Consider the following 14723-nt stretch of genomic DNA (forward strand, 5'->3'; position numbering starts at 1 on the left):
CAGCCGTCAGGGCACGGCAGCGAGGTAGGCCAGTGCCTCCACGCCGGCCGGCGTGATCCGGACGTGACCGCGTTCGGTCGGGCCGCTCGCACCGGTGATCAACCCGAGTTCGACGAGATGCTCCAGGACCGAGGCGCTGGTTGTCGCGACCCCGTTCCGCACCACCGGAGAATCCGCGCTCGCCGTGCCGACCATCGCCGTCGCCAACTCGTCGACCGCGACCCGTTCCAGTACGTCCAGCTGCATTGCGTTCATTTCCGGCCTCCTTTTGCCGCTTCCCAGCTTGGCGTGCGCGGAGGCCGGCGACCATTCGGAAAAGCACCTAAGTCGCTACCTATGTTCTGCATCACATCGACGCATGTAGGCGATTCAAGTCACGTGCCTTAGGTGGGACGACCTCAGCAGGAACGGAAGTCCGGCGAGCGCTTCTCGAAGAAGGCGCGGGCGCCTTCTCGGGACTCCTTGGAACGGAAGGACAAGGCCTGCCCCACCGCCTCGGCCTCGATCGCATCGGCGAACGAGCGCTCGAAGGAGGCGTTGAGCTGCTGCTTGATCACCGACAGGGCGCGCCGGGGGCCGTCGGCGAGCCGGTCGGCCCACTTGTCGACCAGCGCGTCGAGCTCGGCGGCCGGAACAGCACGGTTGACCAGCCCCATCTCCCCCGCCTCGGCGCCGCTGACCCGGGCGGCGAGGAACATGATCTCCTTGGCGCGGCCCAGACCGACCAGCCTCGGCACCAGCCAGGAACCCCCGCCGTCGATGGACAGACCGCGTTCGGCGAAGATCTCGCCGAACACCGCGTCGTCGGCGGCGGCCACGAGGTCGGCGCACAGCGCGAGGTTCGCGCCATACCCGACCGCCCCACCGCGGACCTTCGCGATCACCGGCAGCGGTAGATCGTGGATCAGCGAGCACAGATGCCCGACGCGGCGCATGAAGGTCATCTCGTCGGGCAGGATCTTCTCCGACAGGTCCATGCCGGAGCAGAATGAGGTTCCGGCACCGGTCATCACCAGGACCCGGCAGCGGTCGTCGGCCCACACCAACTCGAGTGCGACGATCGTCTCGTCCACCATCTGCTTGTTCAGCCCGTTCTTGCGGTCGGGCCGGTTCAAGGTCAGGGTCGCGACGCCGGATTCGCTGACGTCCAACAGCACCGCCGGCTCGCTCATCGGACCGCAGCCTGCAGCAAGAGCCCGGCGAAGCGCGACCGGTGTTCGGCCGGGGTGCCGAACAGGACCTCGAGCACCTTGGCCCGCCGGAGATAGAGGTGGGCGTCGTGCTCCCAGGTGAAGCCGATGCCGCCCAGGATGTGGAGTGACGCATCGGCGACGAACATCGCTGCGTCGCCGCACCTCGCCTGAGCCATGCTCGCGGCCACCGACAGGTCTCGGGCGGTCACCTCCGACCGCTCGTCGAGGTAGGCGTCCGCGGCGACGACGGCGATGTCGAGCGACGACCGTCCGAGCTCCACGGCCATGAGCAGGTCGACGAGCTGGTGCTTGATGGCCTGGAACTGACCGATCGGGCGATCGAACTGCACCCGGTCCTTGGCCCACGCGACCGCCGCCTCATGGCAGTGCTGCGCGATGCCCACCTGTTCCGCGGCGATGAGCACCAGGGCGAGATCGGCCGCGGCCCCGAGCGGAACCCCTACACCGAGCAGGGACGCCGGTGCGCCATCGAACTCGACGGTCGCCATGCCCCGCGTCAGATCGAGACCGACCGCCGCTGTCCGCGTGAGACCGGGCGCGTCCGCGTCGACCGCCACCACCGCGACGTCGCCGCCGAGCACGACCGGAACCAGCAGTACGTCGGCGTGCATTCCGTCCAGCACGAACTCGAACGTCCCACTGACGCTGATCTTTTCGTTGCCTTGCTCGCGGCGCGCCCCGGCCGACGGGCCAGGTGTCGTCGATGCCGGATCGGACCAGCACACCGTCGCGGTCCGCCCGTCCTCGCCGAGTTGGCTCAGCAGTTCCGTCGCCGGGCCCGTACCGACCAGCCGCAGCAACGATCCGGCGATGCCGATCGAGGACAGCCCCGGCACCACCGCCAGGGTCCGGGCCAGGTTCTCGACGACGACCGCGAGCTCGGTGACACCCGCGCCCGCACCGCCCTGGGCTTCCGGGACCAGCAGGGCGCCGAGTCCCATCTGCTCGGTCAGGACCTTCCACAACCGCCCGTCGCGTTCCGGGCGGCCGTGATCGTCGAGGAATTCCCGGGGCCCGGCCGAGGCGGCATCGCGCACCGCCTCGGCCAGCGCCGCTCGTTCCTGTGCATCGACAGCCATCTCGATCTCCTACTTGCTCCGGGCCCGCCGGGCGACCGGCGACTGCTCGTCCCGGGACGGCAACGCGATGGTCGCCGCGCCGGGCATGACATCGGCGCCGCGCTGATTGCGGGCGAACGTTCGCAGTTCCACCACATGCTCGCCGTCGGAGGTGACCGACTTGCCGGTCACCTCACCGCCGAGGGTGACCACGTCGGAGAGGTAGACGAAGCCCCGGTACTCGGAACTGCAGTCGCGGACCCAACCCTGGTCGCCGCACCAGTTGGTGAGGACCTGCGTCTGCCAGCACTGTCGCTGGAAGCCGACGTCGTACTGGAAGGCCACACCCATCGCGTTCGCGGCCGCCTTGTTGTAGTGCACCGCGTAGATCGGTTCGCTGGAACCCATCACCGGGTCGCGGAACGACCATGCCGGATGGGTCTGGTAGTCGACGAGTGCGGCGGCATGCGCCTTGAGTCGCGGGATCGGGGTGCCGCCCCCGGCGATGAAGGCGACCTCGTCGGTCAGCCCGATCGGCCCCTTGGTCAGCGTCTGGATCGGGTCACCGACCTCGACGTCTTCCCAGTAGCGCGCCTGCGCGCCGCGTGGCTTCTCGCTCAGCACCCGCGCCTCGACCTCGCGGATCTCCTCCTCCTGCCACGGATGCGGCAGCACCAGCTCCGGCTTGCCGGAGTCCGATGCCGCGGCCTTGGACCGGGACTTGGCCGAACCGCGCTCGAAGTTCACCACCTGCCAGTCGATCTCGGCGACGAGTTCGTCGTGCTGGTTGCGGTAGGAGTTGACGAAGTGGTCGGTCACCATCTGACCGGCGAACGTGCTCGGCCGCGGTCCGGTGAAGCCGTCGTAGCGGCAGGTCGCGGTGATCGTGTCACCCCAGTAGACCGGCTGATGGAAATGCGCCTGGGTGGCGTTGTGGAACGCCCCGAGTCCCGGCCAACCGAACTGGATGCCGGAGAAGCAGCCGATCACGAAGGACGGCGGGGCCACCGGGGCACCGAAGTCAGACTTCGCCGCGTGTTCCGCGTCGGTCCACAGCGGGTTGACGTCGCCGATGCCGCCGGCGAACTTGATCACCGCGATACGGGTGGCCTCTTCGTTGTTGATCGAATGATCGATGCGCAGATCCACCCCGGCCCGGGCCTTCATGGACGCGATCATCTCGTCGGTAATGACCGCCTCGGGCATCTTCGCCTCGGTGGTCTTGTCCACCGGCGCTGCGGCCTTCTCGGTGGTGGTCATCGCGCGGCAGCCTTCTCCGGATTCGCGGTCCAGGTGCTCGCGCCACTGGGGACACCGGCCTCGGCCACTGCCCGGCTCAGCCCGTCGAGGGTCCATCGGCCATCACCCATCAGCTTCCACTCCGGGTCCTTGGTCCACGGCTGGATACGCTGCACCCGCGAGCCGCCGACCAGGAAGACCTCGCCGGTGAGGGGGCACTCCGGTGACAGCAAATATCCGACGAAGGGCGACACGTTGGCCGGATCGAAGCGGTCGAACTCGCCGTCCTTGCCGGCCAGTGCGTCACCGAAGGCACTCTCGGTGAGGCGGGTACGCGCCTGCGGCAGGATCGCGTTGACCCGGACGCCGTAACGCTTGAGTTCCTTGCTTGCGACCTGCGTCAGGCTGGCGACCGCGGCCTTGGCGGCCGAGTAGTTGGTCTGGCCGGGATTGCCGAACACACCCGATTCGCTGCTGGTGTTGACGACCGAGCCGGTCACCTGCTCACCTGCCTTGCTCTGTTCGCGCCAGAAGCGCGAGACCTCTCGGGTCATGAGGAAGGTGCCGCGAAGGTTGACGCGGAGCACGAGGTCCCAGTCGGCGTCGTCGATGTTCACCAGCACGCGGTCACGCAGGATGCCGGCGTTGTTGACCAGTCCGTCCACGCCGCCGAAGGTGTCGATCGCGGTGGCCACGATCCGGCTCGCGCCGGCCGAGTCGGCGACGTCGGCACCGTTGGCGACGGCCCGGCCACCGGCGGCGATGATCTCGTCGACCACGTCCTGGGCCGGGCCGGCCGCGGCGCCGCTGCCGTCCTGTGCGCCGCCGAGGTCGTTGACCACCACATTGGCGCCCTCGGCCGCGAACAGCAGAGCGTGTTCACGTCCGATACCCCGGCCCGCGCCGGTGACGATGACTGTTCTTCCGTCGAGGTGTCCCATCGAGTTTCCTTACCTGTGAGTCGTCTCCCCTGCGGGAGAGCGCAATTCGAGATGCCGGCCGCTAGTGGCGGACCGGCGTGTCCTTGGGGAGTCGCAGAACGCGCTCGGCGACCGTGTTGCGGTGGATCTCGTCGGTCCCGCCACCGATGCGCATACCGGGCACACTGAGCACGAATTCCGACCACGCATACGTGCGCGGCGCACCTGTGTCGGCGACGAGTCGCGGACCCAGTACGACGGTGACCAGCTCGCCCAGTGCCTGCAGGTTCGCTGTCAGTGCCAGCTTCCCGAGCGACATCTCCGGCCCCGGCACCCCGTTGGCCTTGAGATTGGCGTCGGCGCGGCGACGCATCGCCTTGGCCGAGGTCACCCCGGAGTACACCTTCGCGAAGGCCTCGATCACCGCCGGATCCTCGTGTCGTCCGAGATCGGCGATCCAGGCGGCGAGGTCGTCCATCCGGAACAGTCCACTACCGCCGCTCGACGAGCCGCCGATGGCGTTGCGCTCGTGCATGAGCATCGCGATGGCGACCGACCAGCCCTCGCCGACCTCGCCGAGCCTGCACCAGTCCGGCAGCGTGACGTCGGTGAGGAAGACCTCGTTGAAGTCGGCGGCTCCGGTGATCTGGCGCAGCGGCCGCACCTCGACGCCGGGAGCCCGCATGTCGACGACGAAGGCGGTCAGGTTCTTGTGCCGCGGCCCGTCGCTGGTACGGGTCAGGGCGATCCCGATGTCGGAGTAGTGAGCGCCCGAGGTCCACACCTTCTGACCGTTGAGCGTCCACTCGCCGCCCGCCGCATCCGGTACCGCCTTGGTGCGGACGGCGGCGAGATCGGAACCCGCAGCGGGCTCACTGAAGAGCTGGCAACCGATTACGTCGGCCCGGCGCAGGCCGGTGAGCCACTTCCGCTCGGCCTCCGGGGAACCGAACTGCGCCAATGTCGGCGCCACCATGCCCAGACTCACCGACAGCGGCCCCTTCGACGGGATCGGGAACTCCCGCTCGGCCGCGGAGAAGGCGCGCTCGTAGGCGGTCGGCAGGCCGGCTCCGCCGCGGTCTGCCGCCCCGGTGATCCAGCCGAAGCCGGCGTCGAACGCCGCACGCTGGTATTCGACTGCGGCACTGAGTTCTTCGTCGGTCGACCCGGAGAACAGCGCATACCGGGACTTCACCGGGCCCGCCCCCGCCGACCCGTTCCGGCTGTCGGCAACGGTCCCGAGGAACCGCCGGGCCCCGTCCAGGAACTCGTCGATAGTCGGAGTCATCACTTCACCACCTTTCAGAGGTCATCCCAGCTCTTACTCTGGTTTAAGACTGTCTACGTGTAGATCATTTACTTGGAGGGCACCGGTCCTCGACGCCCGCACACGGCCGGACTCAGTGAACGGTGACGGTGCCGTTGGTGCCGTCGACGGTGATGCGGGTGCCGTTGGCGATGCGCTCGGTCGCCTCACGGACACCGAGCACGCAGGGCATGCCGAGTTCCCGGCTGACGATGGCGGCATGACTGAGCGGCGACCCGACGTTCACCACGACCGCCTCGGCGGAGGTGAAGATCGGTGTCCAGCGACTCGACGACCATGCCGCCGTTGAGCGTCCACCGCAACGGGGTGATCACCCCGCCGGCCACCTCACCGGTATTCGCCCGGGTGTAGACCGGGAACCGTTCGCTCGGCGCGTTGTCGATGACGAACGGCTGAGAGATGTCGACCATGGCGCGCCTTCCGATTGCCGATCTCGGTGGGAGACCGTCTACGCGAGACTTTACTCTAGTACTCAACTATTAGCTAGTAGATTATCTACTGATGGACAACAGGTATCTGTGCGGTCAGAGCGCGCGCAGCAGCGCGCGATGGCTGGCCGCGGCGGCATCGTCATCGGGCTCCAGCCGCCGAGCGGTGCGCAGACGACTCAGGGTTGCGACCGCGACCGCCGCCAGCCGTTCGAAGTACTCCTCGAGCGCCGCGTACTCCCCTGTGGCGGGCTGCGGCGGCAACTCGCCGGCCAGCCACGACTGGGCGTCGCGCAGCGCGTCGCCCAACCGGTCGGCACGTTCGGCGAGCTGGAATCCGGCGTTGTCCCAGTCGATCTGGGCAAGGACCGCGCGAACCTCGTGCAACCGGGCACGCGCGTGGTCGCCCTCGACGGCCGGCGCGATCGTGTCGCCCAGGACAGTGCGGACGCCCGCGATGATCTCCGATGGTCGTGGTCTCATCGCTGCCCTCCCGGTCGCTCACGGGTGTGGTCGTCGGAATCCTCGAGAAGCCCGGTCTCCCGCAAGGCCAGGCGCTCGATGCGGTCGGCGGGACCGGCCGGTCGATCGGTGATGCCCTCGCAGAACGCCCTGACCCCGGTCAGTGCGATCACCGCGAGACGCAACGCCGTCATCACCTGCCAGAAGTGCAGACGGTCGTGGTCGACCTCGATGCCCGAGGCCTGCGACCACCGCCGCAGGAAGTCCTCGACGCCCCATCGACCGTCGATGAAGTGTTCAGCCCGGTAGACCGAGCACGTGTACCAGCCGAGATCGTCGTGGGCGTCACCGAGGTGTGCGAGTTCCCAGTCGAGCAGCGCACTGATCCGTTGCCCGTCGACCAGGACATTGGCCGGCCGAAAGTCGCCGTGTACCAACCTGATCGGTGACGGAGGGGGTACATGGTCGCCCAGCCAGGCGATCGTCTCCCGCAGCGCGGGGTGCGGTTCGAGCTCGACGCGGTCGAGCTCGGCCGTCCAGCGTTCGAGCTCGGCGTGCCCGGGATCGGTCGGCACCCTCAGCACGTCGACGAGCCCGGTCGCCGGCGGATCCACCCGGTGCACCGCGCCCAGTAGGTCCGCGAGTTCCTGCGCCAGCGACATCCGGCCGTCGCGTCCGAGTTGCAGCGGATCGCGGTCCCGCAGTGCCGCGCGGTCCGCACGCCCGGCCACTCGGTCGACGATCATCGCCGGGCGGCCCATGAGCGAGCCGTCGGCGTCGAGTGCATGCACCGCGGCGATGGGCAGGCCGGAGCCGGCGAGAGAGCGCAGCAGGCCGAACTCGACGTCGCGCTCGGTGTCGACGACACCGCCGGCAGGCGCCCGGCGCAGCAGCAGGGCTCGCCGGTTTCCGTCGGTCTCGGCGATCGCATCGAAGGCCCAGTTCTCCTGCGAGCTGCCGCCACCGAGTCGGACGGGGTCACTGGCGTCGCGGAATCCGGTGCCGTGCAGGAGTTCTGGCAACCGCTCGCGGAGCGTATTCATCGTGGCTCCGGCTGCGGTGATCGGCGCGGCGGCAGGGCCTCTTCGTAACGGCCGTAGCCGGGCAGCACCATGTACTCGATGACGCCGTATCCGACAGTGTCCCCGCGTCGCACCTCGACGAGGTGATCAGAGCCCGCCTTGGCGTAGCGGTAGAAGTTGTCCCGGTCGGTCAGGTCCCACTCGTCGTGCTCGGCGGTGAGGTCACCGCGCCACTGGCCCTGACGCCAGCCGTTCCAGCCCTCGTAGCCGCCACCCCGCAGATGCGCCCGTCCCCGCAGGGCACGGATCTCGAGTTCGATCTTCTCGCCGTCGAGCTGCGTGAGGGTGACGCGGCCACCCACGAGCGTCGGCGCGGCTGCCCGGTCGTCCCACTTCAGGTCGTGGTCGACCGCCGTGATCGGTGACAGCTCCCGGTCGTCGCCGGGTGGTGCAATCAGGCCGGCGGACAGATGCACCGGCTGGCCGGGGCGGGACTCCTGGACGTACAGGTGGACGGCCAGGTCGGGCAGCTGCAGCGGTGCGAACAGCAGCAGCTTCCATTCCGGACGCTCACCGGGCGGCTGCCCCTCCGCGCGCGGCAGCGGCCGGGTGCCCCAGGAATGGTCCCGCTCGGCCCACCACCGGTCCGGCGTCACCTCGATGCGGCGCCCGTCCGGGGTCACGATCCACCCCCGCGCACGGCCGTGCTGCACGTAGCGGATCGCGTCGTACGTCGTCCGTGCCCGGCTGATCTGGAAGAACTTCCCCTCGAGCATCGGCTCGAACCTCGCCTCGAAGGTCACGTCGAACCTAAGTCCGGAGTCGTTGTTGCCCAGCGTGAATCGCAGTTCCTTCAGCGGCTCGACGATATCGCACGACAACGGGCCCACGGCCATCGCGTGACTGTCGGGCAACAGCGACCGGGAGAGCCGGAGGTTGGTCTGGCGACCGTTGTCAGAGAAGCAGGCGAACGCCTCCATCACGTCCTGGTTCGGATACCGGCCCAATCCCAGCGTGAGCACCGTGTCACCGGTCTCGGTGTCCTGGAGGGAGACCCAGTACCGCTCCCGCCAGGACGGGTCACTGGTCGCGACCATGGCGTGGGTGAGCGCGGTCTGATGGGTGAAGTACTCGTCAGCGGGACTGAGGAACATCGGTCATCCTTCCAGGACGGATTCGACGAAGGCCGCCTTGATGGCCTTCTTGTTCAGCTTCTCGCCGGCCAGCGTGGGCAGTGGCCGGTCGTCGATCTGCCAGTGCGTGGGAATCTCGAAGTAGCCGAGTGTTTTACGGCAGTGGGCGACGAGCTCGTCGGGGGTGATCGCCTCACCGACCCGGTGGGTCACCGCCGCGGCGAGTTCTTCGCCGAGATCCTCGTGCGGCACACCGAAGACCGCCGCCTCGATGACCGACGGGTGGCCGAGGATCGTCTTCTCGATGTGCGCGCAGGCGATGTTCTCACCACCGCGGATCACGATGTCCTTGCTCCGGCCGTCGAGGAACAGGTAGCCGTCGTCGAGGTGTCCGAGGTCGCCGGTGTGCAGCCAGCCGGCGTCGTCCACGGTGCCGTCCTCGATGCCGAGGTAGCCCAGCATCACCGTGGGCGCGCGGACGATGACCTCACCGACTCCACGTTCGTCGGGGTCGCCGATGCGGATCTCGACGACGGGATACGGTCGCCCGACGGTGCCGGGCCGCTCGACGAGGTCCGCGTTGCCCGCGACGGTCATGAACCCGCCGGTCTCGGTCATGCCCCAGGTGTTGGCCAGTCCGCGCCGCTCGAGTTGCGGGAGCTTGGCGATCATCCGGTCGAGCAGGGCCGGCGGCAACGGGGCGCCGCCGAGCGGGAACGACCGCAGACTCGACAGATCGTGGGCGTCGAAGTCGGGGTGTTCGAGCAGGCGAATCGCCATCGTCGGGACGCCACCCCAGGCCTGCACCCGTTCGGCCTCGATCAGTGCGAGGATCTCTCCGGCGTCGAACCTGCCGACGGTCATCACCATCCGTCCGCCGATCAGCAGGTTGGTGAGGATGTTCGACACGCCCCCGATGTGGAACAGCGGGGTGCACACCAGCGCGACCGGCTGCGGTCCGCCCGGATCGAGCCGGTGCGGCAGCCGCCGTGAGCGCACCAGCAGGTTCTGCTGATTGGTGATCACCGAGCGCGACGACAGCACAACGGCTTTCGGCGATCCGGAACTGCCGGAGGTGAACAGGATGAGTGCTGGGTCGTCGAGGGCGACACCCTCGACCGGCGAAAACGTCGAGTTGCTCGTCCATGCCGCGGCAAGCTGCTCGATCGACTCGACCCGAACGCCGTCGTCGAAGAAGTCCGTCGCATCGGACAGGACCAGTGCAGGTTCGGCCACCGCAATCGCATGGCGGGCCTCATCTGTGCTCCACCAGCGGTTGGCGTAGACCGGGACCGCCCCCAACCACCATGCCGCGCAGGTGGCCAGCGCGAACTCGGGACGGTTGTAGCAGTGCAGCAAAACGCGATCCCCACGGGAGACCCCCCGCGCCGCAAGCATTTCCGCAGCGGCAGGGATTGCACGCAGGAAGTCGCGGTGGCCGATCCGGACGTCGCCCTGGACGAGGAAGTCACGCCCGTCCCACGGTCCGATGGTTGCCAGCAGCTCCACGAGTGAACCGGGCGACCGGGCGTAGGTCCGGCCGGGGTGTCCGGCGTAGTCGGCCTCGACGACCTCCTCACCCCACACCACATCCGCCGCGGTCTCGGTATTCACGCTCATGCTTCCTCGCTCTCCGGCTCGGGATATCCCGTCACTAAATAGTAGAGTACTAGAGTATTGATTCCTAGATAAACGTCGATCGAATCCGGCCGGTGACCGCGGTCTCGCAACTCCATTGACTCAAGATAGTCGTTGATGCGACTATTTAGTACAGGACCAATTCTTCCGGCTCGTCCAGAGTCGGCGCCCACCGGGCACGAGTACCGATAGGACCGCCCATGTTCACCACAGTCGCACTTCTCAAGATGCGGGTCACCGCAGCTCGCGTTATAGCCGACCGGATCATCGAGATCACCCTCGAGGACGCGACCGGCCGCGAGCTGCCGGCCTGGCAGCCGGGAGCCCATGTCGAGCTCCGGCTTCCCTCCGGTCTGCTGCGCCAGTACTCTCTCTGTGGCGATCCGGCAGATCTGCGCAGCTACACAATCGCCGTGCTCAACGAGCCGGAAGGCCGCGGCGGGTCCCGCGAGATCCACGAGATCTCCACCGCCGAAGCGATTTTCGAGGTACGCCCGCCCAAGAACAATTTCGAACTCGTCGACGCCGACAACTACGTGTTCATCGGCGGCGGGATCGGCATCACGCCGATGATCCCGATGGTCTCCGAGGCCCGACGCCGCGGCGCCGGCTGGCGGCTGATCTACGGTGGACGCACAGAGTCCTCGATGGCCTACCGGGAGACGATCGCCGCACACGGCGACGCCGTCGACCTGTGGGTCGAGGCCGAGCGCGGACATCCGGACCTTCGCCGCATCCTCGCCGAGGCACCCGCGGGCGCCGAGATCTACACGTGCGGGCCCGGCGCGATGATCGACGCGGTCGCCGAGGAGTTCGCCGAGCACGACCACCTCGGCGCGCTGCACTTCGAGCGTTTCGCGGCGAGCGGGCCAATCGACCACAGCGGTGAGTCCTTCGAGGTGGAGCTCGCCCAGTCCGGGATCACGCTCACGATCCCGGATGGCGCCACGATCCTCGGCGAGGTTCGAAAAGTGTTGCCCGAGCAGCCGTTCTCCTGCGAGGAAGGTTATTGCGGCGAATGTGAGACCCCGGTGCTCGACGGCACCCCCGATCACCGTGACGACTACCTGACCGAGGACGAGCAGGCGGCGAACGACGTCATGATGATCTGCACGAGCCGTTGCAAGGGTGCGCGCCTCGTGCTCGATCTCTGACCGTTCACAACCATCGCCGACGCCGGTGAGTGATGCTCCGTCGCTCACCGGCGTCGTGCTGTGCCACCGCGAAGAGAGCACCGCCCCGGCGAGGTGTGACCTCACCGGGGCGGTGCGACAGCGACTATGCGACGGCTTCCTAGCTCACCGGTGCGACGGCGCGGACCTGCGGGAGGACCTTGTCGGCGAGTAATTCCAGACTCCGCCAGGACAATTCGGGCGGCAGACCGCCGAGCAGCGGATGCAGCCGCAACTCGTAGTCGTCGTCGAGCTCCGAGAGTCGTCGGACCGCGTCGTCGGGACTGAGGATCCACATCGACGGGTCGTCGCGGATCGAGTCGAGGTCGCTCTTCTCACGCCAGTACCCGTTGACGGTGGCATTGGAACGCTCCCCCGCCCAGGACGCGTACATGTTGCTGGCATGCATCACATGGGGAGCGACCTCCGCCAACGCGGCTTCGGGATCCTCTGCCACGTAGACGAACGCCGGGCCGTGCCGCGGGAAGGGTTCCGCTTCCGGGTGTCCCTGCTTGACGCATTCCTCGGCGTAGAAGCGGTACAGCTCCTCGGTCGCCGGCCGGTATCCCAGACCCATCCGGGCAGCTCGGCGCGCCGACGGTTTCGCGTTTCCGCCGATGTAGATCGTCGGCCCACCGGGGGTGCCGGGACGGGGCGTCACGCTGACCCGGGAGCCGCGGTGATCGAATTCCGCTTCGCGCCAGGCGGTTCGGATCACTTCGAGCTTCTCCTCGAAGACCTTGCCCCGGTTCGGGAAGTCGACGCCGAACATGTCGAACTCCTGGGGTCGATAGCCGATGCCGGCGGTGATCAGCACACGGCCAGGACCGGCGATGAGGTCGAGGACCGCGAGGTCTTCGGCCAGCCGCAGCGGGTCGTGCATCGTGATGCACAGCGCCGAGAAGTGCAGTTCGATCTGTTCGGTGGCGCCGGCGATGGCGGCCGCCAGAATCAGCGGCGACGGACAGTAGTTGTCCTCGGCACCGTGGTGTTCGGCCAGATAGACGGTGTCGAAACCTTTTCGGTCGGCCCAGATGCACTGTTCGACGGCCGCCTTGTACAGGTCGCCGGGGCTCGGCGACCCCGGGCCGAGGTCCGGTGCGCGCATGTCGTAGCGCAGTCCGATCTTCATGAGTTCTCCTTGATCCTCGGATCGAGCACGATCTTGATGTCGTCGGTGTCGGCCGCCGTCAGGCCGGCCAGGCCGTCCGCCAGGGAACCGATGCCGACGGTGCGGGTGTGCAACTTCTCGGGTTCGATACCTCGGTCGGCGATCAGTTGCAGGGTCTGCACAATCTCCGCGCGCGTATAACCGGCAGCCGCGATCAGCGTCGCTTCCTTGGCCAGCCACATCCGCGGCGAGATCGTCGCCTGCCCGGCGTCTCCGACCAGCACCACGCGTCCGCCCTGGCGCAGGGCGGCGAGGGCCTGCTCGACCATGTCGGGGGCGCCGGTGCATTCGACGACGACGTCGTGGTCGTCGGAGACCTCGGTGACGGTGGCCGCCACCCGATGTGCACCGGAGGCCTCCGCGGCGAGTCGGCGAGACTCCGAGAGTTCGACGACGGTCACCTCGGCCGCACCGACCGCACGCGCACACTGCACCACGAGGAGTCCGATGGGACCGGCCCCGAGGACGAGCACGCGCTCGCCGGTGGCGACCACGCCGCGACGAATCGCGTGCCAGGCGACAGCTGCGGGCTCGACGAGGGCCGCCGCGACTTCCGAGACCTTGTCGGGGACCGGGACGACGCGATACGCGGGCACCGTCAGCAGTCGGGCAAAGCCACCATGCGGCTGCTCGGGCGCGACGTCTCGACCCCGCGCCACCGACATGACGAGGGCGCAGAACTCCGGGCGTCCGGCACGGCAGGAGTCGCAGTCGCCACACGGATCGGGCACCCCGACGACGACCCGCTGCCCGAGCGCGAGACGGTCGACCGACTCGCCGACCTCGACGAGCCGGCCCGTCCACTCGTGGCCACACAGCGTCGGCCCGTGGCCGGCCCCGGTGGAGTACGCGCGGACCTCGGTCACGCAGACACCGCAGAGATCGATGGAGACCGTGACCTCACCGGCTGCGGGCTTCGGCTCGTCGACCTCGATCACGTCGACGACGCCCGGCCGGGAGACCAGTGCGACCTGCTGATGATTCTCGGACAGTCCGGCCGTCGCGACGGCGCTGTCAGTGGTGATGGGAATGCCGACTCCGATCCTCGACCGCCACGAACGGCGGGGGCCTCCCGGAGCGCTGCCACCCAGGAAGGTCGGTAACCTGGAACACCCCTAGATTGTCGTGTTATCTAGTATTTGTCAATAGAGCTTTAGCCTGTCGGCCAGTACGCTGGAATCGTCGATGGTCTAGTGATCAACAACTTGGGAGTCAGTCATGCAGCCGCCCGCACCCACGCCACAGCGCACCCTCGAATACGACACCAACATCCTCCATGCGGCACGTTCACAGCTGCGCGAGGAGTTGCTGATCGACAAGCCCTGGACCGAGGTGATCCTGGTTCGCCACGCGCAGCAGTCCTTCCTCGACGCGGACCTCGCCGCCGGTGGAGCGGCCGGGCCCCCACTGTCGGCCCTCGGCGAGCGTCAGGCCCACCTGGCGGCCAGACGCCCCGCCGCCCAGTCGGTTTCGGCCGTCTATGCCAGCCATCTGACGCGCGCCGCCGCCACGGCCCAGGCGATCGTCCGGGAGGCCCAGGCGCCCTTGACCGTCGCCACCCGCGCCGATCTTCGTGAAGTCGAGATGCACGGAGACGTCACCGAGGACAGCGCCGCTGTCCGCACCCGCCTCACCGAGGCACTCACCACGATCGCCGCCGATCACCCGGATCAGACCGTCGTCGCAGTCAGTCACGGTGGCGCGATCAGCGCCTTCATCGCGTCGCTGCTCGGCGTCGAACCGAGCATGTTCTTCTTCGCCGCCCACGCCTCGATCACCCGGGTGCGGCATCACGGGGGCCGTTGGGTGGTGCAGTCACTCAACGAGACCGGCCACCTCCCGGCCGGCGACCTCGTCAGCCACTGACCGTGGGTACCGAACACAAACACGAAGCCGGCCAGGCGTTCCTCTCGTGGAGGCCACGCCTGGCCGGCTTCGA

Annotated in this window: 14 protein-coding genes and 1 pseudogene; 2 read left to right on the forward strand and 13 right to left on the reverse strand. The window is 68.2% G+C overall.

Annotation, left to right across the window (positions count from 1 at the left end):
- Positions 1 to 6: 6 nt before the first annotated feature.
- The 11 genes and pseudogenes from G9373_RS20660 to G9373_RS20710 all read right to left on the reverse strand — a co-directional run bounded on the left by G9373_RS20660 (position 7) and on the right by G9373_RS20710 (position 10423).
- The gene (locus G9373_RS20660) at positions 7 to 255 is read right to left on the reverse strand and encodes a hypothetical protein (RefSeq protein ID WP_167116543.1); all 249 of its coding nucleotides are present in this window, start codon (positions 253 to 255) and stop codon (positions 7 to 9) included.
- Positions 256 to 398: 143 nt separating this feature from the next.
- On the reverse strand, positions 399 to 1172 hold the full coding sequence (locus tag G9373_RS20665) for an enoyl-CoA hydratase-related protein (protein ID WP_133987150.1): 774 nt from the start codon (positions 1170 to 1172) through the stop codon (positions 399 to 401).
- Positions 1169 to 2293, reverse strand: coding sequence for an acyl-CoA dehydrogenase family protein (locus G9373_RS20670; protein ID WP_167116545.1), 1125 nt, complete (start codon positions 2291 to 2293; stop codon positions 1169 to 1171). Before G9373_RS20670 ends, G9373_RS20665 begins: the two co-directional genes overlap by 4 nt.
- A 9-nt stretch (positions 2294 to 2302) precedes the next feature.
- Positions 2303 to 3532 (reverse strand): MaoC family dehydratase N-terminal domain-containing protein, encoded by a 1230-nt coding sequence (locus tag G9373_RS20675; RefSeq protein WP_167116548.1) that lies wholly within the window; start codon positions 3530 to 3532, stop codon positions 2303 to 2305.
- The gene (locus tag G9373_RS20680; RefSeq protein WP_133987156.1) at positions 3529 to 4452 is read right to left on the reverse strand and encodes an SDR family oxidoreductase; all 924 of its coding nucleotides are present in this window, start codon (positions 4450 to 4452) and stop codon (positions 3529 to 3531) included. Before G9373_RS20680 ends, G9373_RS20675 begins: the two co-directional genes overlap by 4 nt.
- A 61-nt stretch (positions 4453 to 4513) precedes the next feature.
- On the reverse strand, positions 4514 to 5719 hold the full coding sequence (locus G9373_RS20685) for an acyl-CoA dehydrogenase family protein (protein ID WP_167116551.1): 1206 nt from the start codon (positions 5717 to 5719) through the stop codon (positions 4514 to 4516).
- A 112-nt stretch (positions 5720 to 5831) separates the two neighbouring features.
- Positions 5832 to 6020: pseudogene (locus tag G9373_RS20690) on the reverse strand (PEP-utilizing enzyme); the annotation flags it as partial.
- A gap of 262 nt (positions 6021 to 6282) precedes the next feature.
- Positions 6283 to 6669: a hypothetical protein gene (locus G9373_RS20695; RefSeq protein WP_167116554.1), complete on the reverse strand. Its 387-nt coding sequence runs from the start codon at positions 6667 to 6669 to the stop codon at positions 6283 to 6285.
- The gene (locus G9373_RS20700; RefSeq protein WP_167116557.1) at positions 6666 to 7691 is read right to left on the reverse strand and encodes a phosphotransferase family protein; all 1026 of its coding nucleotides are present in this window, start codon (positions 7689 to 7691) and stop codon (positions 6666 to 6668) included. Before G9373_RS20700 ends, G9373_RS20695 begins: the two co-directional genes overlap by 4 nt.
- The gene (locus G9373_RS20705; protein WP_167116560.1) at positions 7688 to 8824 is read right to left on the reverse strand and encodes a hypothetical protein; all 1137 of its coding nucleotides are present in this window, start codon (positions 8822 to 8824) and stop codon (positions 7688 to 7690) included. Before G9373_RS20705 ends, G9373_RS20700 begins: the two co-directional genes overlap by 4 nt.
- Before the next feature lie 3 nt (positions 8825 to 8827).
- Positions 8828 to 10423 carry an AMP-binding protein gene (locus G9373_RS20710; protein WP_167116562.1) on the reverse strand — a complete coding sequence of 532 codons (1596 nt, stop codon included), beginning with the start codon at positions 10421 to 10423 and terminating at the stop codon, positions 8828 to 8830.
- Positions 10424 to 10641: 218 nt separating this feature from the next.
- Between G9373_RS20710 and G9373_RS20715 the strand changes: the two genes are divergently transcribed.
- Positions 10642 to 11595: a PDR/VanB family oxidoreductase gene (locus tag G9373_RS20715; RefSeq protein WP_133987166.1), complete on the forward strand. Its 954-nt coding sequence runs from the start codon at positions 10642 to 10644 to the stop codon at positions 11593 to 11595.
- A gap of 139 nt (positions 11596 to 11734) precedes the next feature.
- On the opposite strand, the gene G9373_RS20720 is transcribed toward G9373_RS20715, so the two are convergent.
- Together G9373_RS20720 and G9373_RS20725 are read right to left on the reverse strand one after the other, a co-directional pair.
- Positions 11735 to 12745, reverse strand: coding sequence for an LLM class flavin-dependent oxidoreductase (locus G9373_RS20720; RefSeq protein ID WP_167116565.1), 1011 nt, complete (start codon positions 12743 to 12745; stop codon positions 11735 to 11737).
- Entirely contained in the window at positions 12742 to 13722 is a 981-nt protein-coding gene (locus G9373_RS20725) for a zinc-binding dehydrogenase (protein ID WP_167116568.1), read from the reverse strand. The genes G9373_RS20720 and G9373_RS20725 overlap by 4 nt, the downstream gene beginning before the upstream one ends.
- Positions 13723 to 14002: 280 nt before the next feature.
- Here G9373_RS20725 and G9373_RS20730 point away from each other — a divergent pair, with 280 nt between their 5' ends.
- Positions 14003 to 14650 (forward strand): histidine phosphatase family protein, encoded by a 648-nt coding sequence (locus G9373_RS20730; RefSeq protein WP_167116571.1) that lies wholly within the window; start codon positions 14003 to 14005, stop codon positions 14648 to 14650.
- Positions 14651 to 14723: the final 73 nt, after the last annotated feature.

This window comes from Rhodococcus sp. A14, assembly GCF_011603105.1.
GTDB lineage: Bacteria > Actinomycetota > Actinomycetes > Mycobacteriales > Mycobacteriaceae > Rhodococcus_F > Rhodococcus_F opacus.

Excerpts from the sequence above, each read along its gene's own strand:
- G9373_RS20660 (WP_167116543.1), bottom strand. The coding sequence starts at position 255 with ATGAACGCAATGCAGCTGGACGTACTGGAACGGGTCGCGGTCGACGAG.
- G9373_RS20720 (WP_167116565.1), bottom strand. The coding sequence starts at position 12,745 with ATGAAGATCGGACTGCGCTACGACATGCGCGCACCGGACCTCGGCCCG.
- G9373_RS20695 (WP_167116554.1), bottom strand. The coding sequence starts at position 6,669 with ATGAGACCACGACCATCGGAGATCATCGCGGGCGTCCGCACTGTCCTG.
- G9373_RS20670 (WP_167116545.1), bottom strand. The coding sequence starts at position 2,293 with ATGGCTGTCGATGCACAGGAACGAGCGGCGCTGGCCGAGGCGGTGCGC.
- G9373_RS20705 (WP_167116560.1), bottom strand. The coding sequence starts at position 8,824 with ATGTTCCTCAGTCCCGCTGACGAGTACTTCACCCATCAGACCGCGCTC.
- G9373_RS20665 (WP_133987150.1), bottom strand. The coding sequence starts at position 1,172 with ATGAGCGAGCCGGCGGTGCTGTTGGACGTCAGCGAATCCGGCGTCGCG.
- G9373_RS20675 (WP_167116548.1), bottom strand. The coding sequence starts at position 3,532 with ATGACCACCACCGAGAAGGCCGCAGCGCCGGTGGACAAGACCACCGAG.
- G9373_RS20685 (WP_167116551.1), bottom strand. The coding sequence starts at position 5,719 with ATGACTCCGACTATCGACGAGTTCCTGGACGGGGCCCGGCGGTTCCTC.
- G9373_RS20715 (WP_133987166.1), top strand. The coding sequence starts at position 10,642 with ATGTTCACCACAGTCGCACTTCTCAAGATGCGGGTCACCGCAGCTCGC.
- G9373_RS20680 (WP_133987156.1), bottom strand. The coding sequence starts at position 4,452 with ATGGGACACCTCGACGGAAGAACAGTCATCGTCACCGGCGCGGGCCGG.
- G9373_RS20700 (WP_167116557.1), bottom strand. The coding sequence starts at position 7,691 with ATGAATACGCTCCGCGAGCGGTTGCCAGAACTCCTGCACGGCACCGGA.
- G9373_RS20730 (WP_167116571.1), top strand. The coding sequence starts at position 14,003 with ATGCAGCCGCCCGCACCCACGCCACAGCGCACCCTCGAATACGACACC.
- G9373_RS20710 (WP_167116562.1), bottom strand. The coding sequence starts at position 10,423 with ATGAGCGTGAATACCGAGACCGCGGCGGATGTGGTGTGGGGTGAGGAG.